Consider the following 20,794-nt stretch of genomic DNA (forward strand, 5'->3'; position numbering starts at 1 on the left):
TTTCCCTGGCATATATTAAGAGTTCCCATAGCTATACAATATGCCAAATCAAATAGCTATGCTTAAAACTTGTAACTATATCCTAATCTTATCACCTGAGTTTCGTAATAATCATCGCTTGTATATTTAAATCCGGAACCCTGAATCTGTTTTTTTATAACCATAGTGTTCAGAAGATCTGTAGCATTCAGGAATATTTCCCCTTTTCCATTCTGAACAGATTTTTTCATACCCAGATCTATTGAAAATCTCGATTTTATTTTCCCTTGCGGTATAATATCCGGGGCTAAATATATTGCTGTTAACTGAGCATCGAAACCATTTGAAAATCTGAATGTATTATTAAACTTTACATTTCCTGAAACAGCAGTCTGTTTATCGGCTGAGAAAAAGACAGGCTGTGGATACAGATTCTCAACTGAAAATGCATCGATCTGGTTTCTGTATATGTTTCCATTAATATTGAAAGAGTATATTTTCGAAACTTTCTGATTCCAAATCATTTCTAATCCCGAATTATAGCTTCGTCCTGCATTTTGGAATACTGCATAGATTAAGGTACTTTCCGGAACAATACTGGAAATCCTGGTAATCGTTCCGTTTGCAAAACGATGATATAAAGCCGAATACAAGTAGCCGTTATTCCAATTATATTTATGCCCCAGTTCTATTGAATTGGTAAACTGAGGTCTCAGTCCGGGATTCCCTACTTTTATAATCTCTGCATCATCATATTTTGGAAAAATTCGGATATCTACTTCATTAGGACGGTCTACTCTTCGGTTATAGAATATTGATAATTTGTTATGGTCATTTAGTTTATAGGCCAGTCTCAAGTTTGGAAAAGGCTGTGTATAATTATAGCTGTCACTTTTATAAGTAGGATGATTTGGATTAACATCGTACTGAATCTTCACATACTCTAATCTCAGTCCCAGTTCGGCTTCCCATTTTGCATTTTCAAAGACATAATTTCCGTAAACGGCAGGAATCAATTCTTTATAGTTTGCCCATCCGCCTGCATTCACATCTAATACAGAATTAGCTCCCGGTATAAAATTCATATTGGTCGGAATACTTCTGTTTCTTAATTTAATTCCGGTTTCTATACGCCCATATTTTAAGGGCTTTATATAATCTACATTAAAATCATATACCTGCTCATCGGATAGCAATTTAAAAGCATCTGTTCCGGTTGAAGTTGGTAAATAGTTGTCGTAGAAATATTTTTCGTCTTCACGATGGAATGTATAATTAAACCCTACATTTAGTACATGCCCGGCTTCTTTGAATTTATGCTGATAAGAAGCAGTGCCCATTACAGTCGTTTTCAATTCATCTTCTAAAAACTGCCAAAGTCGCTGGCGCTGAGAGAAATCTCCATTGAAAAAGGGCTGGTCACCACGGTCTATAATCTTTTCGCTTCCATAAAGTCCGGAAATTGTCAGTGTATTTTGGGAATCAATATTCCAGTCGAATCCAGCTTTTGTAGTCAGATAATTTGTATTTCTGTTTCTTTTTAACTGGGAATTAATGATATTTCCGTTATCATAAGTTCTGGTGACAAATTCATTTTTATTAAGCGTCTGCGTGTATAAATTATCAACCTGAAGAAAAACATTTATTTTATCTTTCCTGTAGTTTAATGACAGCGAAGGATTTATCTTTGGCGTAATTGTATACTGTGGCCTTATCGTAGGAAGATTCTCTTTCCTTATCCAAAACGAACCTGTACCATAAGTAAATCCAATCTTACCATTCCAACCGTTTTGCTTATTTTTCTTCATGATAATATTAATGATCCCGGCATTTCCGTTTGCATCATATTTTGAAGATGGATTATTAATAATCTCGATTTTATCAATTGCCGAAGCAGGAATATTATCCAACCCCGACTGGCTCCCAAAACCGGTTAATGCGGTCTGCTTACCATCGATTAACACTGTCACTTTATCATTTCCACGAAGTTGCACTTTCCCATCCTGTACAGTAACACCCGGTAGATTCTGCATGCTTTGCAGAATGGAACCTCCGCTTTGGCTGATATTATCTGCAACAGAATAGGTCTTTTTATCAAGCTGATTGCTTATTTCATTCTTCTTTGAGGACGTTAAAACAACTTCTTCAATTTTGGTTTCTTTGTCGTCCTTAATTTGTTCAAGTTCTATAGACGGAATGTCAAGAAATTCTGAAAGACTGCCTATAAAGACAGATTGTGTATAAGGGCTATATCCTGAAACAGAAGTTTCTAAATAATAATTATCCGGCTTTATTCCTGTTATAGAAAATCGTCCTTCTTCATTGGTAATCGTTCCGGATACAAATTTCTTTTCTTTCGCAGTCTTTAGGGTAACTGTGGTATAAGGTAAAACCGTTTTGCTTTTATTGGTTACAATTCCTGAAATAGTGACAGAAGCTACCTGTGCAAATAAGGAATTGACAAATACTAATGAAAGGAATAATGAGAAAGCTAAAATCTTTTTTTGCATGAATTTGTATCTTTAAGATTAATCGATGATACAAATTTGCAATCCGATTTAGAAGAAATTTAGAATTCTACAGACTTACAGAAAAAATATGCTGATTATTTTCAAATCTGTAATTAACCTTCCATCCGTGGAATGTACATATCTCTTTAATAATTGCCAGCCCTAAACCACTGCCTCCTTTATGAGATGATAATGTTGAGAATCTTTTAAATAATAAATCTGTATTCAATTTTTCCGTTCCGGAATTCGATATTTCAAATAGAGATCGGGTAAGCTTTACAAAAATTAAACCTCCAGCCGGAGTATGCCGGATGGCATTTAAAATAAGATTATTAATTAGAATTTCGGTCAGACTACTGTTTCCCTGTACTCTTACTTCCTCATGAATATTCTCCTGTATTGTAATACTCTTTTGCTCAAAATGTTCTTGTAAAATATCTATACTTTGATGAAGCAATGCATCAAATGAAATCGTTTCGGTATTATCGAATTGGTTATTTTCTATTTTCGCAAGCAGCAAAAGATTCTTATTGATTCTGGAACTTCTCGTTAAGGCATTATTCATTTCCTCTGTAATCTGATATTGTCCTTCCGTAAGGTCTTTACTCTGCTGCAGAATATCCAGTTTGTTTTTCAGAATTGCCAATGGCGTTTGTAATTCATGCGAAGCATTTTCAGTAAACTCTTTCTGCGTTTTATAAACTGAAACATTGTGCTCTATCAATTTACTTAATGAGCTATTCAATTCTTCAAACTCCAAAATATCTGTCCGGTTGAATTCTATTTTGGTCTGGTGATTCAGATTAAAACTTTTTAACTTATCCAGGGTATTCCGAAAAGGCTTCCATACAGAGTTAGAAAGCTTTCTGTTGATCAGTAAAAACCCTAAGACAATTGCGATAAAGAAAAAAAATGTAGTAATTGCAATTACTACAATTGTTTCCTGGGATTCTTCAATATTGGTCTGAACTGTAAAACGGAATGGTTTGTTGTTGACATAAATAACTGTGGAAAGTGCTCTGAAGCGGTCAATATCTATTTCTTTAGTATATGGCTTTTGCTTCTCGTAGGTAAAAATACTATCCTTTAGTTTATCATGATTTCTGATATTCTGAATATTTGTTCCGGGCTGAATATCATTCCAGAGTTTTATACTTTCGGATAATTTTTGGTCTGTCAGGTTCATCCTGTTAAGCTCATAAGCTGTTTTTTCAGCAGTAATCTTATTGTGTTCATCCAGTTCAGCCTTCCATATTGTATCTACCACCCAATAATAAACAGGAACACTAATGATTAATACAAAAAGTACATACATTAGAAAAGGCTTGGTTATTTTACTTAACAATGGCTTCATAGAATACTATTTAGAATTTTCTTCCCATTTATAACCGGTTCCATAAACTGTCTTTAAATATTGATTGCAACCGGCATCATATAATTTCTTTTTCAGATTTTTTACATGAGCATACACAAAATCATGATTATCCAGCATATCTGCGAAGTCTCCGGAAAGATGCTCTGCCAAAGTACTTTTCGAAATCACTCTGTTTTTGTTTCCTACAAAATAGATAAGTAAATCAAATTCTTTTTTGGTAAGTATAATTGTTTGATCATTTACAAATACTGTTTTTGCCAAAAGATCAATCTGCAGTTCATTTTGTATTATAACATTTGAATTGCTGAACTGTTTTCTGCGGATAAGAGAATAAATTCTGGCCATTAATTCTGAGAGATGGAATGGTTTTGTAAGATAATCGTCTGCACCAAGATGCAGTCCTTTTATTTTGTCGTCCAAAGCATTTTTAGCAGAAATAATAATGACTCCATCCTGCTTATTTTGTTTTTTTAATTCTTCTAATATCGTAAGACCATTTCCGTCGGGCAGTGTAATATCCAATAGAATACAGTCGTAATGAAAGTTCTCTATCTTTTGCATCGCTTCTTTAAATGTGGGCGCAAATTCACATAAATAGCTCTCTTCCGAAAGATATTCGGCTATACTTTTTGCCAATTCCGCTTCGTCCTCTATTATTAGTAGCTTCATTTTACAAATCTATAGATTCAATTCTGAATTAATTTTGAATTAAAATAGAAATAAAACTTTATTCCTGAAATACAAGATTAAACATACTTTTATTATTACAGCTTCCAAATCATGTATTAATGATACTCAAGATTATGAGAAAAGACCACTTTTTAGTGGTCTTTTGATCTTTATGACTGTAATATAATATCGGGATTCTCTACAGAAAAATTCAAGGCTAATGAATCTGTTGAAAACCAATTAAAAATTATTCTATGCTTTAGAAAGCAGTTTTACCTGCTTCGTACTCGCCAGTATACTATAGGATAACATCCCTACTGCCAGAAGTGCATAACATACCAGAATAATTATATTTAAAGCTCCTACTGCATATTCTGAAGAAAAAAACTGGCTTATAAGGGTTAGAAATGATAATCCTAATCCGGCTCCTAAGAAATAACTTGTAGTTCCTAAGCTAGATGCTACTCCATAATTAGCTGGTTCCACATCCTGAATTCCGAGCACCGATAAAGCGGTAAAACAAAAAGTCATTCCTATTCCCGAAATGCAGGCTGCCCCCATCAGTACGAATACCAAAGGATGTCCGATAAAAACAGAAACCAATAAAAGCAATGCACCTGTCAACATAAATACCCATCCTAAAGCTCCCATTCGAAAAGAATTCAAACGTTTTGATATATAAGGCAGAGCATATTTAGCAACCAATGCAGACAGTATACTAAAAGGAACGAGCATTAAGCCTGAAGATGCAGCATCATAGCCCATATCTTTCTGCAGCATTAATGAAATAAGAAACAAAAAGCCGATGAAAAATGCCCCTAATAGAAAAAATGCGAGATTAGAAATTACCAGTGACTTGTGTCTGAATATCTGCAGATTTACTAATGGGTAAGAAACAGTTCTCAATCTATAGATTACAAATTTTAAAAATACTACAGGGAGCACTAAAGAAGCAATAATGATTACAGGATTTTCTTTGATATGTGCCAATTCATGTACACCATATGTTAAACTTAAAAATCCTAATACTATAAATACAGCAGAGATCATATCTGTTTTAGCAGCTTTATCCGGTTTATCTGCTGGCAAATAATAATATGCAGCGATCAATGTTACAAGAAGGATGGGCACATTAATCAAAAATACCCAATGCCAGCTTAGATAAGTACTTATAATCCCACCAATGGACAGTCCACTTCCCGAACCTATTGCCGCAAAAGAACCAAAAATTGCCATTGCCCTGTTCCGTTCCTGTTCTGCCAGAAATGTATTTGTTACAATTGATACAGCAGAAGGCATTATAAATGCTGCACCCAGCCCCTGCAACGCACGGAAAATTGCCAGTACTTCAAAACTTGTAGACAATCCGGCTCCTAATGATGCCAGCATAAAAGTAAGTGCCCCAAATAAAAATATCTTTTTTCTTCCTAACTGATCTGAGAGCTTTCCGCCAATAATAAGAAATCCTCCAAAGAAAAGAACATAAAATGTCTGCAGCCATTGTGCTGTCTCGGATGTAATATGGAACTGTTCCTGAATAGAAGGAATCGCCAGATTGATTACTGCAATATCCAATGCTTCTACAAAAGTTCCTATTGAAGCTAAAATTAGTATTATTTTTTTTCTCCTGTCCATCATACTTTAATTCAATAATTCTAAATAATAGCCTTTGTCCAACTACAAGTTCTTTACCACATAGTGTCAGTTAGAACCAAACAAAACACTATATAACAACCACTTACAATACAAAAAGCTATTTTAACGCTGCAAAAATCAAAATAAAAACCATTCAGAAAAAGGACATTTGTCCCAACTATGATAAAATTTATACGTAATTGGTCAACTTATGCTACCCTTTTGTTGATGTTTTTCAGGTAATTAGAAAAAAAAATCAGAAATATTTACATTTTTTAAATCTTCTCCAACACGCTATAAATCTGGATTTATCTCTTATTTTAATTGCATATTAATTATTCATTTGCACATAAAAACAATATTTTCTTTTGGATTTGATATAAATTTGTATATTAGCATCATGATATGATAAAAATTATATCATAAAACCAAATCACGCTTAATTAATTATTATGAAAAAAACATCCATTCCTCTATTGATGGTAGAGATACTATCATACACACCTCCCAATTTGTGTGTATAGAGAAAAGCACTTCAATTTCAGAAATCAATCAGTACAGAACTTTAGCATGAACACTCCTAAATTGGAATTGTTGCATAGCTATTCGGCAACAGCTCGATTTTATCATCTGTTTTAAAAAGTAGTTTATACTGATTTGTATATTCTGAAATAATTAACAACGATTTTTTACAGAAGCAAGGTATTCTTATATAACAGTTTAATATGATATTTATTAATCTTAATTATATACAAAATTGATAGAAATAATAGTTAATTAAGATTATGCCGTAAACAAAGCCGAACTGTAAATTGTCTAAAAACATGATTGACACATTTTATTAATAAGGTCAGGAAAATTAGAAACCAAATTTAACACTAAATATTATGGAATTACACAAGAAGATCCTACTTGGATCATTTATCTCAGTTGCATCGGTATCATGTAATACCAGCGATAATGTGGACGAAAGCACTCCACAAGGATTAACAGAATTGAAAGCTGTACCAAAAGCAGATATTCCTGCTGGCTTTGAAAACACACACATGTGTAAAGATGTTTATCTTCCGGGAACTGATCCAAGAGGAGCTGTTATTACAAGTACAAAATGGCCAAATGGCAGCGTTATCACTGTAAGTCTGAACGGTGGAACGGCCAAAGTTCGTAGCAAAGTAATGCAATATGCTAATGAATGGTCTAAGTATGCTAACATCACTTTTAAATTTATTACCAGCGGAACAGCACAAATTCGGGTTACTTTTACACAGGGAGCAGGATCTTATTCCTATTTAGGAACACAGGCCCTTAACCGTCCTTCTAACTCTGAAACAATGAACTTCGGTTGGTTTGACGATTCAACAACTGATACAGAATTCAGCAGAACAACGATTCATGAATTTGGACATGCTCTAGGTATGATACACGAGCACCAGCACCCTTTAGCTAATATCCCATGGGATAAAGAAAAAGTATATACCTATTATGGTGGTTATCCTAACTATTGGTCAAGAGCACAGGTAGACAGTAACCTGTTTGCAAAATATTCTACTACACAAACGCAATATAGTGCTTATGATACACAATCTATTATGCATTATAGCATCAGTAGCAGCTTGACAACAAACGGATTCAGTGTTGGCAGCAATACTGTTCTGTCTTCTACTGACAAGCAGTTTATCGGATCAGTATATCCAAAATAAGAACTACATTTAATTAAACAATTGTCTACCCTGTGTGATCAGGGTAGACTTTATTTATATATGTTTATATATGATTATGAATAAGTGGCCCCTTCTGTTATTTCTTGGTTTTCTCACTTCTTTGGCAAGCGCACAGGAAAAAGAGCGACAATCTTACATTATACCATATGTTGGCTGGAATCAGGAAAAACTCAACTGGAACATTGCCGGCAATGAAAACGGGCAATACCCCAATGTATTATCTGAATTAAAATGGCAGCAGTTACGTGGCCCGGAAATGGGAATTATCTCCGCTGTATCAATTTCATCAAGGTTTCAGGTAAGGTGGGATTTCAGTTACCAGGCAATTACCTCGGGAACAGTAAATGATACAGATTACGCAGGCGATAACAGAGCGCTTAAAACTGCTGAATTCAATTTAGAGGCCGATAAAGGCTATACAATTAAAACCCGTCTGGAATTATCTTACCTTCTCTGGGCTAACCAAACATTCTCTTTTAGACCACATGCAGGATATTTCGGAAGTTACCAGAAGCTTTATATGCTGGATGGTGATACTCCGCTTATTCCCGGAAAAGAGTTAAAGAGCACTTATAAACCCGAATGGCACGGTGCAGTTCTTGGCTTAGAAACAAACTTCAAAAAGGAAAACTGGAATGTCAATCTCGATATCAGTGGTATGTATTTCCCCCAATATTCGGCCACTGCAAACTGGAATCTTCGGGAAGAACTCAGAAGGCCTGTCAGCTTCGAACACAGATCCAAAGGAGCAGGTTGGGATGCAGGACTGCGTATTGGATATCAGCTCGGCCAGCATATTCAGCCTTTTGTATCTGCAAGATATACACAGATAGAAGCAGGAAAAGGAACGGATAAATTATATATGGCAAACGGAGACATTTACAAAAGCCGGCTGAATGAAGTTAATTCTACCAGCATCAGTATTGGCGTAGGTGTTAAAATACTATTTTAAGATACAAACGCTATATAAATGAAAAAAGACCACTAGTTAGTGGTCTTTTTTTTCTAAGTGAGTATCGATCAAAAATCTATGGCATCACAGGGACTGCCAATCCAAAATCTACTAACGCAACGTAAGGATTCCAGTATTCTCTATAGGTTTTAATTTTTCCTTTTTCCATAGTAACCAGCGAAATATAACTCTGAGTATATAGTTTCCCTGTTGGCTTGATGATAGCAGTTCCTTCATATTGGAACAAATAAACATCCGGCTTTTCTGTTGCGATTGCTTTCCAGCTCTCTCCCGGACCTACATTCAAATTTTCCATATAAGGAGTAAGAGAGCTAAAATACTTGCTAAAGACATCAGGGCCCTTCAGTTCTTTAAAAAAGAGACCAAATTCTTCGGGAGCGTAAGGAAATTCCCAATTGCCATCTGCCGTAAAATATGGAATCATTCGTTTCGGATCTTCTGTCCACCCATTAACAGCATTACAAACAAACTTTGCCACTTCTTGCGGATCTTTTGACCCTGTATAAGTTGTTTCATCTAAATTCATAAGTTAAATATTAATGTTTTTATATAAAATACCCTCCTTTCTCAGTTATTTACAAGTGGTTAAACAGAGACAGGACACCTAAAATCTTGCTAGATTTTTTGATAATCAGATAAGAAAAATATATCTTTTCCTTTTTACAGTATTTAGATTGGGGCTTTGGTTCTAAAGAGACTATTCAGTAATCTATTGCTATATAATATTAATCAGGATACAGGATAATGAATTTCATGAAGATCTCCTCCGACCTCCATTCGAATAGATTGATCTATTCCTCCTATATAAAAAGGTTTAAAACCATTATTTCTGATAACTATTTCAATATCTTCCTGAATACTTGTATCATCTATCGCATAAAACAAAATAGTTTCAGGGATTTGATTGGCTTTAGCCTGGAGACTTTCTGCAGTGAGGGAACCTAAAGCTTTTGCCAATTTCGCTCCATTGGGTAGGCCCAAAGCATTTATTTCACCTGCTGATTCACCATCTTCGATGACCCTTCGAAATCCTCCTTTCCCATCGGGGACAATGGGATTTGATACATCAATTATTATTTTATCTTTTAATAATTGTCCATATTCAGCAAAAAAATCTTTATACCCTGTAAACCAGATTGCCGGAATGATTATTTCGGCCTCATTAATTGCATCACGGATCTCTTTAGCAACAGCAAGGCCATCTGTTTCAGGTTTCTGTGAGAATGAAATGGCGTCTTCGATATTTTTTGATGCCACAATAATATTCTGTCTGTTTTTGACAAGATTTAGGGCTATAGTTTTACCTAAAGCACCCATACCCACTATAGCAACTTTTTTCATCTTTTTTTAATATTGATTATAGACCTGTTTTGTATTTTTAAATAACAGATCTTATTATAAAATATAATAATACACAACGGGGATTAAAAAATATCCTGGCTAGGGAGTTAGTTTAAAGCCTCCGTCCACATCAATAATAGCACCCGAAATCCATTCAGATTGAGGACTTGCTAAAAATGTTACGGCATCGCTGATATAAGCGGGTTGTCCAAGTAACTTTAAAGCCTGATCTTTTAAAAGTATTGCACGTCCTTCATCCGTCTGAAACCAAGGATTCAACCCTGTATCGATAGCTCCTGGCGAAATTGCATTAACCGTAATTCCCCGATTACCAATCTCCCCGGCCAGATACTTTGTAAATGCTTCGATAAATCCTTTAACCGCAACATAAGTAATAAATCCTGGCGCATACGTCTTCTTAAGAGATGACGAAATATTAATAATGCGTCCCCCATCATTGATATGGGGCAGTAGCTTTTGTGAAATAAAAAAAACTGCTCGTAAATTAATATCAATTATTGCATCAAATGTCTTTTGATCAATCTCCTCAAATAATTTTACGGGTGCAATGCCTGCATTATTTACTAGAATATCAATCTTATCTACATTTAATGAATTGGCAATTGTATCCCCGGCATCATGATGGGATAAATCTACCTGAATAAGCTGCTGAACAATACCTCCGGCAGAACGGATTTCATTTACTGTTTCTTCCAGTGAAGCTGTTTCAAGGTCGTGCAGGATAATGGAAGCTCCTTCAGAAGCAAGCTGCTTTGCTATAACAGCTCCAATCCCTCTGGCAGAACCTGTAATAAGCGCTATTTTCCCAGTTAACTTTTTCATATTTTTCCTACTTATTTTTTTAAAAAGGACCGTTATTATGTGGAACAACATCCGGGAATACTGCTGCTACCTGCCATTGTTCTACAATTTTCCCATTGATATCAATCCTAAAAACATCCCAAAACGTATGGACTTGTTCGCGGATTGCTCCCTCGGACTGTACTGCAACAAATTCTCCCTCTGCAACAACTCTGAAGATTTTTTTATATTCTTTTTCATCACTTATCAATACCTTCTTAAGAGCTATTACTCCATCCCCGATAGCCGGATTATGTTGGATCACATCCTCACTTACAAATTGATTAATTTCATCAATCTTACGGTCAATAAGAATATGATTTACATAATCTGATCCTATCTTTTTACTGATTTCTGTGAGTTCAGGATTTTTAATTTCTGCTTGTCCGTCAAACTGGCTTCTTCCCGAAACACTTGCCGGAGCTAAAGGAACAGAAGCATCCCAATGTTCTGCAATCTGATCATTTTCTACTCTGAAAATATCAATACCTACAACCGCTTCTCCGCCTGTCATAATGTTGTTTAACCAATTATGATGTATACCATGCATCACAACAAAATCGTCATCACCTATAAAACGGATTGGCTCATAACTGTAATCCGGGCGTAAGGTTGCTAATAAATCTCTTAGTCCATCGGGACCATTTTTAACATAGGGACTATGCTGGCGATAATGTGGATTTACATATTTTTCAATTACACCAGGATCATTATTGGTCATTAATGCAGACCACATTTCTGAAACGACTTCTTTTGCTTTCATAAGATTTTTTGTTTAAAATTTATTAGAAACTGTTTAAAATAAAACAAGGCTGGAAATTTTATAATTTTCATGAATAATTACAATTTATATTTATATTATTAACATGTAAATACATTTTTATTATATTTTACAACCATTATCCAGCCTTATTATTATTACAAAATTATTATCTTTACCCCTGAAAGTCAAGTACTAACCTAGAGGAATGCTACCTACGTACAGGTTTGAATTATTAATTATCAGTAGCTTAAATGATGAAAAAAGATGAAAAAAAATTAGAGGACTGCCCGATACGAAGAACTTTTAATGTAATTGGAAGTAAATGGCGATTATTACTTATTGAAATCATGAGAGATGAAAAGAAGCGATACGGTGAACTAAAACGACATATTCCGGAAATCAGCGAGAAAGTTTTGAATGAAGAATTAAAGGCGTTGGTAAAAGATGGCTTTCTAAAAAAGAAATCATATCCTGAAATCCCTCCAAAAGTAGAATATAGCCTTACTGAAAAAGGAGAGAAAATACTTCCTATTCTTGATGCCATTACTTTATTTTCTATGGAGTACATGGCCAATGGAGAAGAAGTAAATCAAACGTGCAGCACAAAAAATACTCATCCTTAAATTTTACCTTTAAAGCTAAGCTATAAACACACAGATTGCGACCATTTAAAATACAACATTTTACAAATAAAGACCACTAGTTAGTGGTCTTTTTCTTTCTAAGTGAGCGCGGGAGGAGTCACCTCCAAGCTTTAAAGCTCTAACCAATGGTATAAATAACAGTCACACTTATATCAGTTATTTAATAGATATCTGTCTATTCTTCCATTACAATAAAAAACTATATAATATCAATCTAATTTTTATATTTGCACATATTGGATTTTATATGCCAATAACAAGCAGATTTATAAATAAAAACTAACCATAAACAAAGAATACCAAATAATGGACAAAATTAATTCATTAATTATTGTAACTATAATTTCTTTGTTTATTTCAGTTTTCCTTGCCTTATTTCTAATTACAGTTAAAACAAAGTACAAAACAAGTAATTATCTGTTTGCAGCTTTTCTATTGATAAATGCATTAGATCTTAGTCATCCTTTATTCGATTTAATAGCTGATGGCCCTTCAAATTTTGGAATGTTCAGAACTACATTTGCTTTCTTACAGATTCCGGTTTTCTATCTTTATGTAGTATCAGTTTGTTATGTTGATTTTAGGCTTAAACCTAAATATCTATTACATCTACTTCCATTTTTAATTGTGAATGTAGTTTTACTACCTCGTTTTTACATGGTAGATCCTACCTCTAAAATTAATTTTATTTTCAATCGCCAAAGTAGAATTGAATTACAATTCACCCACTTTCTTATTCTTATTCAGATAGTTTTATATTTTATTGCTGTTTTTAGGATATTAAGAAAAACAAAAAAGCTATATCTGGAAAATTATGCCGGAGCCAATATTAATTCCTACAATTGGCTGTTTCAGTTTACGAGCGTTCTGACTTTTCTATATTTAATGGCCATTTTAAAAAATGCTTTTAAATTTTCTGATTACCCATATATCTCCGAATGGATAAAAATTATAATCCTGGTATTTCAACTGTTTATCATTTGCTGGTACCTATTCAAAGCATTAAGCAACCCTGGTTTATTTAGAAATGTTGATTCTAAATTAAAACTTGTTTCTGAAATTGTTTCAGAAGAAAAAAACAGTGAGCCATCAGGAACACATGAAAAAGAATATAATGCAGAGCTCCTGAAGCTAAAGGAATATATGACAGAGGAAAAACCTTTTCTGAACTCTTCACTGACAATTCAGGATGTTTCCCGTGAAATTAAAATTCCTGTCCGGGAATTATCACTTTTAATCAATCATCAATTAGGGCAGCATTTTTATGATTTTGTGAATGCTTATAGGATAGAAAGTGCTATGGGTATTCTAAAAGACACGACAAAAAACAAGGTAACTATCCTTGAAATTTTATACGAAGTTGGTTTTAATTCAAAATCTTCTTTTAATACTGCTTTTAAAAAGCATACCGGCAATACACCAACCTACTACCGTAAAGCGATATAAATCAATTACTTGTAATTATTCGTACTCTTTTTCGTAAAGATTCGTACTCATTTTTTTACACAAATTCGACCGATTGCATTTATTCGGTCGTATAGCTTATACCTCTTCTACATCTTTGTATCGAAATAAATGTTTAACATCAAATACGATACAATGAAAACTTCATCAAAATTTTTAGCAGCGCTGTTATTTATAAGCAGCTTTTCTTTTGGACAAAACATTTCCAAAAAGATTGATTCTATAATAAGTGACAATTATAAAAAAAATCCGGAGGTAGGAATTAGTGTTGGGTATATCAATAATAACAATGAAGAATATTATACAAGTTATGGTAATCTGAATGCAGAAAGTAAGATTCAAATTAATAAAAACTCCTTATTCGAAATTGCGTCAATCACTAAAATCTTGACCTCAAATTTAATTGCTCAGGCAGTTCTGGATCATAAAATAAAGTTAGATGATTACATAGACGGATTCCTTCCTAAAGAATATATATTACACCAGAATCTTAGAAATAGAATTAAAATTTCGGATCTGACATCACATCAGTCAGGTTTACCTGATATAGATTTTGCAAAATTGATAGAACAGGATCCGCAACAGCCTGTGAATAATGTAACAGCACAAACTTTAGCCGCTATAATCAATAATTGTAGCGAACTAAAGGATTATGGTAAATATCGTTATTCTACGATTGGATATACTCTATTAGGACAGATAGTGGAAAAAGTATATGGTAAGACTTATGATGAGATCATTAGAGCCAAAATAATAAAGCCATTACAAATGACTAATACATTAACCAAAGATTTTAATGTAAAAAACAGAACAACTGCTCACAATCCGGAAGGAGGCATTCAGGAGTTTTTCAAATGGAATATTACAGCACCAGCAGGATTGGTAAAATCTACGGCTTCCGATATGGTTAGATTCTTAAAAGCAGTCCTTAATAAACAAACGACAGTAGGTAAGGCAGCCATTATCATGGAAAGAGTCGTGTACAAAGATGAAAAAAGGGAAATGGGACTAGGGCTCAACATCGTAACAGATGATAAAAATACAATTTATATGAAATCAGGAGATTCTATGGGTCAGTCTTCAATCATCTGTTACAATAGGGATAAAAAATGGGGAATTATTATACTCCTTGACCAGAGAAATTCAAAAATGAGACAAGATCTGTTGAATAAAATTTATGATACGGTCCTGAAATAAATAATGCCGCAAATAAAACAGCCTGAAAGCCATTTTAACTATAAAAATTATACAATGAAAAACACTTTATATCTGCTAATAGTTACACTTATAATATTGAGTTGCCGTACGAACAATAATATATTGACCTCAAAAAGGAATTATAATTTTCTTACAGATAGCTTGAAGATCAATCAACAGTTAGAAAAGTATAAACTTCCCGGGTTCAGCCTTGTCGTTTTTGAAAATTATAAGATTGTCTATTCCAATCAATTTGGATTGAAATCTGTAAATTCTAAAGAAAAAATAGACGAAAATACCGCTTTTTCAACAGCATCAATTTCAAAACCAATAACAGCACTTCTTTGCCACATTCTTGAAGAAAAAGGCTTAATTAATCTGAGTGATCCAATAGATAAGTACTTAAAACGCTGGCATCTGCCGAAAAGCAAATTTACGGAGAATAATAGCCCTACCTGGAAGCAGTTTTTGAATCATACTGCTGGTACAAGCCAAGGTGGATTTGAAGATCATTATGAAGGAGATACAATTCCAACCATCACGCAAAGTCTTTTAGGGCAGATACCAAGATATGATAAGGAAATTGAATTCCTTTTCACACCAGGAACCAATTTTGAATATAGTGGTGGTGGCTATGTAATTGTTCAAATGGCATTGGAAGATACTCTGAATAAATCTATTGCAGAACTTGCACAAGAGTATATTTTTTCTCCGCTTGGAATGAAAAATACTACAATGATTCAGCCTAACGAAAAAGGATTTTTATCAAATGTAGCGCTGGTTCATGATAAAGATGGAAAGGTAATTAGAACAGGATTGCCAATAACACCACAAGTGGGCGCTTCCGGAATGTGGTCGACACCTACAGATCTGGCTAAACTTGCTATCGAAATACAAAATGCTTTACGCAATAAAAACAATAAAGTGATTTCTCATTCCGTAGCAAAAAAAGTAACCGAAGTAACGGCTTTTAAAAATGCGGTTGGAGGCTGGAGCTACGGATGGCAAAAGTCTTTTGGTTATAGTAATTATGATTGGTTTTCATGTAATGGTTCTAATACCGGAGTTGGAGGTAATGTTCTTGCTTCCATGACGGATGGTAATGGCATGGTATATCTTGCCAATGGTGAAAAGCCAAATCGTTTTCCTGTCATGAATCAGACCAGAACAAAGGTTCTCACCTTGATGGATTGGAACAAAACAACTAATGAGGATACTCAGGAAATACCATTAAGTATAAAAAAGCAACTCATCGGGACTTATGACGATTTCTTATACGGACAGGGAATGGAAACCAAAATAGTAGAAAAGAATAATCTTCTTTATGTTGAATCTATGCTTTTGGATTTTTTTAAAGGAAAGAATGATAACAAACTGTTATATCTCAAAAATGGATTGTTCAAAATTGTAGATTATCCAAACCTATTGAAACTGGATTTCAGTAATGGAAAATTGAATTCTGTCACCTTACAAAGAGATACTTTGAAAACTAAAATTCTGGTTGGTAATAAAGATAAATAATAACTGATTCCCCATGAAAAATCACTCAAAAGCAATACTATTTTTAGGAATAAGCTTTCTCCCCTTCAACAGCTTTTCACAAACCAAAACGCTCAACTTAACGAAAAACCAGACCGATCTTTCCGATAAGTTATCAAAATATATGCAAGCCCAGGCAGACGTGAATGGATTTAGCGGCACCGTTCTGATTGTCAGAAAAGATGCTGTGCTTTTGCGGAAGGCTTATGGTTTAGCAGATTACGAATGGAATATTAAAAATACAATAGACACCAAATTCCAGTTAGCATCGGTAACAAAGCAATTTACAGCAACCGCAATTCTTCAGCTAGTAGAAAAAGGAAAATTATCACTTGATGACAAATTAAATAAATTTTTCCCGGATTATCCTAATGCCGAAAGTGTTACCATTCATATGTTGTTATCACATTCTTCCGGACTTGCCTTAGGCTTTAAAGAATTGGCTTTAAGTACCATATCAGCTGATTCTGCCTATAATGAGATAAAAAAAATACCATATGAATTTTCGCCAGGAACTAAAAGCGAATACAGTAATATTGGGTATTATTTATTAGGTAAGATTATTGAAAAAGTATCAGGAGAAGAATATGCAGTTTTTCTGAAAAAAAATATATTTGAAAAAGTAGGAATGAAGAACACTGGAATTAGTAATAATGATTCGATAATTCTGAAAAAAGCAAAAGTTTATTACCATACGGAAAATAAGTTAGCTCATAATCCATATATCAACTGGGGATTTAACATTGGACATGATGGCGCTTATTCCACTATTGAAGATTTGGCGTTATGGGACAAAGCACTTTACAGGACATCTATTTTATCAAAAGAAATGAAAAACCGAATGTTTACCTCCTATAATGATCACAACTTTGGATATGGCTTTCTTGTCAACCCTTTCTACAATCAAGGGCATCAATTAATCGCACATGATGGTGGTTTTTTTGGAACAATGACTTCCTTCAACCGTTATACAGATGATGGTTTGTTTATCACTGTTCTTTCAAATAATCAGTCTCCGGCATATATGCTTGCATACGGATTGGCTGCAATATGCTTTGGTAAAGAGGTTGAACTCCCATATCATCATAAGAAAGTCAGTAATAATCTGTCTCTTTACAAGCATTTTGAGGGTGATTATGAAGATATCAAAATTCGTAACGACAATGGAAAGATCTATTATAATGACTTTGATATTGAATTACTTCCGGAATCAGATTATAAATTTTTCAGATCAGATGATGACAACAGAACTGTTGAATTTATTAAAGATTCCAAAGGGGAATACTCTACTATTAAACTGACTAAAGCCGGAGTTGCAGAAATACGAAAGAAAACATTTTCAAATAAACAATAACCAAACATAATAAGTATTATTACAATTATTTAGCAACAATTCTGCAAATAACATATTTATTAATTATAAATTTTCTCTATTTTTGATGATACTTGAAAACATCATAAAATCAATCAACCAAAACAAAATAAATATGTCCTTTCAAACTTATATTAAAAATATTGAAGAAAAAACTGAAAAGTCCCGTTCAGATTTTGAAAAACTTGCCGCTGAAAAAGGATTTACCGAAGATGGTAAAATCAAAAAAGGAATAAAAGCAACAGAAATAATCAACTGGTTAAAGGAAGATTTTGAATTGGGACATGGACACGCTACAGCAATGTATGCCTATATTAATGGAAAACGTGAATAATAAAGATTAGTTTTTTATTAATATACGTCCATAAAAACAAAATATCCCTCCTTAAGGAGGGATATTTATACGTGAGCGCGGGAGGAGTCGAACCCCCAACCTTTAGAGCCGTAATCTAACGCTCTATCCAATTGAGCTACGCACCCGTTTTAAGTCTGCAAATATAGCATTTTTATGTGATTATACCGCTATCTATCCACATAAATATCAATATTTTTATTTCAATACTGAAATCACTTCCAGGGTATCTTTCAGCTGGAAAATAATATTCCTTATTTCAAAACAGGAATTTTCACATAACTATCTGTATACCATTTAATCAATAAAGGCTCTCCAGCATCTTTCATTGTTTCGGTACTTACATCCTTTCCGGTTCCGTAATTAAGTTGAGAAAATGGATTTTTATTGACATTAACTGCAACAACCAAGCGGCTCCCTTTATCCAGATGCTTACTAATCAAATGTGTATTGGAAAAATCTATTACTGTTGCTTCTCCCGGCTTCAGAAGGTTTCTTTTCGTTATATCTTTAGCATAACTTGCCCGGCCTATATAATAAGACAAATGAAAATACTCCCCGTTCGGTGTCAACTCATATAAAGTAACTCCAATATCAGCATCCCTTTTATTAATACTAAGTTTCAGCTGCCCCAGAAAAGAACCATTTATTAAAATTGCTTTATCCATTGGCTGGCTAATAAATACAAAACCATTACTCGCATCAATTTCTTTTCTGACAATTGGTGAGGGATAATAATCGTTATTACTATTTTCTCTGTCCCTGAAATCTACTGTTTGTTCCAGATATCTTTTATCAGAAGGCTTTTTAGTCACTAATGAATAAAAAGAATCCTTTTTTAAATCTGATAAATAAAACTTTAGAAAACCATTATACATTTTGTCTAATCCTGAAGCACCTCTCCATTCATTACTTCCCATAACTTCATAAGTGATTCTGTCTTTAAGAAATTCAGGTTTTTTTCCACTCTTCAGAATATAATCAAACCATTCATAAGTGATCTTTTTTATATCAAACAAAGCCACTTCATCTACTTTATAATCATTAATAACAGGCTCACCTCCTCTTTGTGTACCAAAATGTCCATATGGCCCTATAACCAGATAATAAGGTGTCTTTGGATTGTATTTTTGAAGCTCACGGAGATAATACAGGCTCGAATTTTGAGAATCATTATAATAACCATCAAAAGCAAGAACCGGAATATTAATTTTAGCAAATTCTTTTTGGAAGGGGGCCATATCCTGCCAGTATTGATCAAAATCAGGGTGCATTATCCAACGTTGAAACCATTTATTGGGAGCTCCGTCAATACTATCCATTTTATTATAAGCAGCCCCGCTATACCACCAGTCAAACATCATTTTCCGAAAACGTTTCCTGTCATTGTTGACTTCATTATCAAGAAATTTATTATTTCCCACGTAAAAAGCCCATTCATAATTGGGGTTAATAAATATATTATTTTCCATCGGATGTCCCATCCCCGGTCTATTGGCAACATAGGGAACTATTGTTTTGAGTGCCGGATGCAAATTTTTACAGGCAGCCCATTGTGTAAATCCATTATAACTGCCTCCATACATTCCTACACTTCCGTTACACCATAATTGCTTACTGATCCAGTCAATAATTTCATAAGCATCCTTTGCATCAGTTTCATAAGGGTATATTTTATTGGGACTATATCGTTTTCCTCTGGTATAAGCCACCACACCAATATATCCCCGGTCTGCGGCTTCTTTTAGGGATTCCAGATCCCGGCCTTTATCTCTGACATAGATCGTATACTGCAAAATAACAGGTAATGGCTTTGTTACATTTTTCCTTTTTACAACTATAGCGGATATGCTGCCCCCGTCTTTAGTTGTAATCATAACATTATCCTGGATACTATAAAGACTGTCGGAGTCTGTTTTTATAATGTCTTGCGACTGTCGGAGATCGAAGCAGTAAGCTTTAAAAAGGATAAAAAAGAAAATAAAAAGTAATATTCTTTGTATGGTTCTCATAAGCATATTATAATTTGAAAGATATTTTTTTAAGCTATTTCTTTTCTAGCCTATAAATACAAAATTATAAAAAGCAAACATTTAAATATACATAATTATCAATTTTACAGCTGGTTACAATAGAAAAATCTGTTATTTCCAATATCAATAGTATGATGTAAGGCAATACATCTTAGTATAATCCACGTTTTGAAAATTCAATTCCTTTCCTTTTTGATCTGTATCGGGAAAAATAAAGGAGGATTAAAATAAAAAAGACCACTAAATAGTGGTCTTTTTCTTTCCGAGTGAGCGCGGGAGGAGTCGAACCCCCAACCTTTAGAGCCGTAATCTAACGCTCTATCCAATTGAGCTACGCACCCGTTTAAAGGTTTGCAAATATAGTAC

At 33.9% G+C, this 20,794-nt stretch carries 17 protein-coding genes and 2 tRNA genes; 8 read left to right on the forward strand and 11 right to left on the reverse strand.

All coding sequences use genetic code 11. The features are described from left to right. Positions 1–62: 62 nt before the first annotated feature. The 4 genes from ATE49_RS12455 to ATE49_RS12470 form a co-directional block, all read right to left on the reverse strand. The gene (locus ATE49_RS12455; RefSeq protein ID WP_065082451.1) at positions 63–2,489 is read right to left on the reverse strand and encodes a TonB-dependent receptor domain-containing protein; all 2,427 of its coding nucleotides are present in this window, start codon (positions 2,487–2,489) and stop codon (positions 63–65) included. 67 nt (positions 2,490–2,556) lie between these two features. Then, entirely contained in the window at positions 2,557–3,843 is a 1,287-nt protein-coding gene (locus tag ATE49_RS12460; protein ID WP_065082452.1) for a sensor histidine kinase, read from the reverse strand. A 6-nt stretch (positions 3,844–3,849) separates the two neighbouring features. Continuing rightward, a complete protein-coding gene (locus tag ATE49_RS12465) occupies positions 3,850–4,533 on the reverse strand; it encodes a response regulator transcription factor (RefSeq protein ID WP_065082453.1) in 684 nt (227 codons plus the stop codon). Between the two features lie 252 nt (positions 4,534–4,785). After that, positions 4,786–6,171 (reverse strand): MFS transporter, encoded by a 1,386-nt coding sequence (locus ATE49_RS12470; RefSeq protein WP_065082454.1) that lies wholly within the window; start codon positions 6,169–6,171, stop codon positions 4,786–4,788. 884 nt (positions 6,172–7,055) lie between these two features. On the opposite strand from ATE49_RS12470, the gene ATE49_RS12475 reads away from it, so the two are divergent. Further along, a complete protein-coding gene (locus tag ATE49_RS12475; RefSeq protein ID WP_065082455.1) occupies positions 7,056–7,868 on the forward strand; it encodes a M12 family metallopeptidase in 813 nt (270 codons plus the stop codon). 76 nt (positions 7,869–7,944) lie between these two features. Continuing rightward, entirely contained in the window at positions 7,945–8,841 is an 897-nt protein-coding gene (locus ATE49_RS12480; RefSeq protein ID WP_233174483.1) for an omptin family outer membrane protease, read from the forward strand. Between the two features lie 76 nt (positions 8,842–8,917). Here ATE49_RS12480 and ATE49_RS12485 read toward each other — a convergent pair whose 3' ends face one another. From ATE49_RS12485 to ATE49_RS12500, 4 genes are all read right to left on the reverse strand, one after another. Next, entirely contained in the window at positions 8,918–9,388 is a 471-nt protein-coding gene (locus ATE49_RS12485; protein WP_065082457.1) for a nuclear transport factor 2 family protein, read from the reverse strand. 203 nt (positions 9,389–9,591) lie between these two features. Continuing rightward, the gene (locus ATE49_RS12490) at positions 9,592–10,203 is read right to left on the reverse strand and encodes an NADPH-dependent F420 reductase (protein WP_065082458.1); all 612 of its coding nucleotides are present in this window, start codon (positions 10,201–10,203) and stop codon (positions 9,592–9,594) included. 99 nt (positions 10,204–10,302) lie between these two features. Beyond that, the gene (locus tag ATE49_RS12495; RefSeq protein ID WP_065082459.1) at positions 10,303–11,046 is read right to left on the reverse strand and encodes an SDR family NAD(P)-dependent oxidoreductase; all 744 of its coding nucleotides are present in this window, start codon (positions 11,044–11,046) and stop codon (positions 10,303–10,305) included. Between the two features lie 19 nt (positions 11,047–11,065). Further along, on the reverse strand, positions 11,066–11,827 hold the full coding sequence (locus tag ATE49_RS12500) for a nuclear transport factor 2 family protein (RefSeq protein ID WP_065082460.1): 762 nt from the start codon (positions 11,825–11,827) through the stop codon (positions 11,066–11,068). 254 nt (positions 11,828–12,081) lie between these two features. Here ATE49_RS12500 and ATE49_RS12505 point away from each other — a divergent pair, with 254 nt between their 5' ends. The 6 genes from ATE49_RS12505 (at position 12,082) to ATE49_RS12530 (ending at position 18,377) form a co-directional block, all read left to right on the forward strand. Continuing rightward, positions 12,082–12,450: a winged helix-turn-helix transcriptional regulator gene (locus ATE49_RS12505; RefSeq protein ID WP_065082494.1), complete on the forward strand. Its 369-nt coding sequence runs from the start codon at positions 12,082–12,084 to the stop codon at positions 12,448–12,450. A gap of 327 nt (positions 12,451–12,777) precedes the next feature. Next, positions 12,778–13,917 carry a helix-turn-helix domain-containing protein gene (locus tag ATE49_RS12510; RefSeq protein WP_065082461.1) on the forward strand — a complete coding sequence of 380 codons (1,140 nt, stop codon included), beginning with the start codon at positions 12,778–12,780 and terminating at the stop codon, positions 13,915–13,917. A 153-nt stretch (positions 13,918–14,070) separates the two neighbouring features. Beyond that, a complete protein-coding gene (locus tag ATE49_RS12515; RefSeq protein ID WP_065082462.1) occupies positions 14,071–15,132 on the forward strand; it encodes a serine hydrolase domain-containing protein in 1,062 nt (353 codons plus the stop codon). Between the two features lie 54 nt (positions 15,133–15,186). Next, entirely contained in the window at positions 15,187–16,653 is a 1,467-nt protein-coding gene (locus ATE49_RS12520; protein WP_169817117.1) for a serine hydrolase domain-containing protein, read from the forward strand. A 13-nt stretch (positions 16,654–16,666) separates the two neighbouring features. Further along, a complete protein-coding gene (locus ATE49_RS12525) occupies positions 16,667–18,025 on the forward strand; it encodes a serine hydrolase domain-containing protein (protein WP_081278475.1) in 1,359 nt (452 codons plus the stop codon). Positions 18,026–18,158: 133 nt separating this feature from the next. Beyond that, positions 18,159–18,377, forward strand: a complete 219-nt coding sequence (locus tag ATE49_RS12530; protein ID WP_065082496.1) for a DUF4287 domain-containing protein — start codon at positions 18,159–18,161, stop codon at positions 18,375–18,377. Positions 18,378–18,449: 72 nt separating this feature from the next. On the opposite strand, the gene ATE49_RS12535 is transcribed toward ATE49_RS12530, so the two are convergent. From ATE49_RS12535 to ATE49_RS12545, 3 genes are all read right to left on the reverse strand, one after another. Continuing rightward, a tRNA-Arg gene (locus tag ATE49_RS12535) sits at positions 18,450–18,523 on the reverse strand. Between the two features lie 126 nt (positions 18,524–18,649). Beyond that, complete coding sequence (locus ATE49_RS12540) at positions 18,650–20,407, reverse strand: CocE/NonD family hydrolase (RefSeq protein ID WP_065082464.1); 1,758 nt, start codon at positions 20,405–20,407, stop codon at positions 18,650–18,652. Positions 20,408–20,695: 288 nt separating this feature from the next. Next, positions 20,696–20,769, reverse strand: a tRNA-Arg gene (locus tag ATE49_RS12545). Between the last annotated feature and the right edge of the window lie 25 nt (positions 20,770–20,794).

Origin of the sequence: Elizabethkingia miricola (assembly GCF_001675285.1) — a bacterium.
GTDB lineage: Bacteria > Bacteroidota > Bacteroidia > Flavobacteriales > Weeksellaceae > Elizabethkingia > Elizabethkingia miricola.

What these genes read in the sequence shown, in the direction of transcription:
- ATE49_RS12510 (WP_065082461.1), top strand. Translation starts at nt 12,778, where the DNA reads ATGGACAAAATTAATTCATTAATTATTGTAACTATAATTTCTTTGTTT.
- ATE49_RS12505 (WP_065082494.1), top strand. Translation starts at nt 12,082, where the DNA reads ATGAAAAAAGATGAAAAAAAATTAGAGGACTGCCCGATACGAAGAACT.
- ATE49_RS12480 (WP_233174483.1), top strand. Translation starts at nt 7,945, where the DNA reads ATGAATAAGTGGCCCCTTCTGTTATTTCTTGGTTTTCTCACTTCTTTG.
- ATE49_RS12455 (WP_065082451.1), bottom strand. Translation starts at nt 2,489, where the DNA reads ATGCAAAAAAAGATTTTAGCTTTCTCATTATTCCTTTCATTAGTATTT.
- ATE49_RS12465 (WP_065082453.1), bottom strand. Translation starts at nt 4,533, where the DNA reads ATGAAGCTACTAATAATAGAGGACGAAGCGGAATTGGCAAAAAGTATA.
- ATE49_RS12520 (WP_169817117.1), top strand. Translation starts at nt 15,187, where the DNA reads ATGAAAAACACTTTATATCTGCTAATAGTTACACTTATAATATTGAGT.
- ATE49_RS12500 (WP_065082460.1), bottom strand. Translation starts at nt 11,827, where the DNA reads ATGAAAGCAAAAGAAGTCGTTTCAGAAATGTGGTCTGCATTAATGACC.
- ATE49_RS12525 (WP_081278475.1), top strand. Translation starts at nt 16,667, where the DNA reads ATGAAAAATCACTCAAAAGCAATACTATTTTTAGGAATAAGCTTTCTC.
- ATE49_RS12470 (WP_065082454.1), bottom strand. Translation starts at nt 6,171, where the DNA reads ATGATGGACAGGAGAAAAAAAATAATACTAATTTTAGCTTCAATAGGA.
- ATE49_RS12515 (WP_065082462.1), top strand. Translation starts at nt 14,071, where the DNA reads ATGAAAACTTCATCAAAATTTTTAGCAGCGCTGTTATTTATAAGCAGC.
- ATE49_RS12490 (WP_065082458.1), bottom strand. Translation starts at nt 10,203, where the DNA reads ATGAAAAAAGTTGCTATAGTGGGTATGGGTGCTTTAGGTAAAACTATA.
- ATE49_RS12530 (WP_065082496.1), top strand. Translation starts at nt 18,159, where the DNA reads ATGTCCTTTCAAACTTATATTAAAAATATTGAAGAAAAAACTGAAAAG.
- ATE49_RS12460 (WP_065082452.1), bottom strand. Translation starts at nt 3,843, where the DNA reads ATGAAGCCATTGTTAAGTAAAATAACCAAGCCTTTTCTAATGTATGTA.
- ATE49_RS12540 (WP_065082464.1), bottom strand. Translation starts at nt 20,407, where the DNA reads ATGAGAACCATACAAAGAATATTACTTTTTATTTTCTTTTTTATCCTT.
- ATE49_RS12485 (WP_065082457.1), bottom strand. Translation starts at nt 9,388, where the DNA reads ATGAATTTAGATGAAACAACTTATACAGGGTCAAAAGATCCGCAAGAA.
- ATE49_RS12495 (WP_065082459.1), bottom strand. Translation starts at nt 11,046, where the DNA reads ATGAAAAAGTTAACTGGGAAAATAGCGCTTATTACAGGTTCTGCCAGA.
- ATE49_RS12475 (WP_065082455.1), top strand. Translation starts at nt 7,056, where the DNA reads ATGGAATTACACAAGAAGATCCTACTTGGATCATTTATCTCAGTTGCA.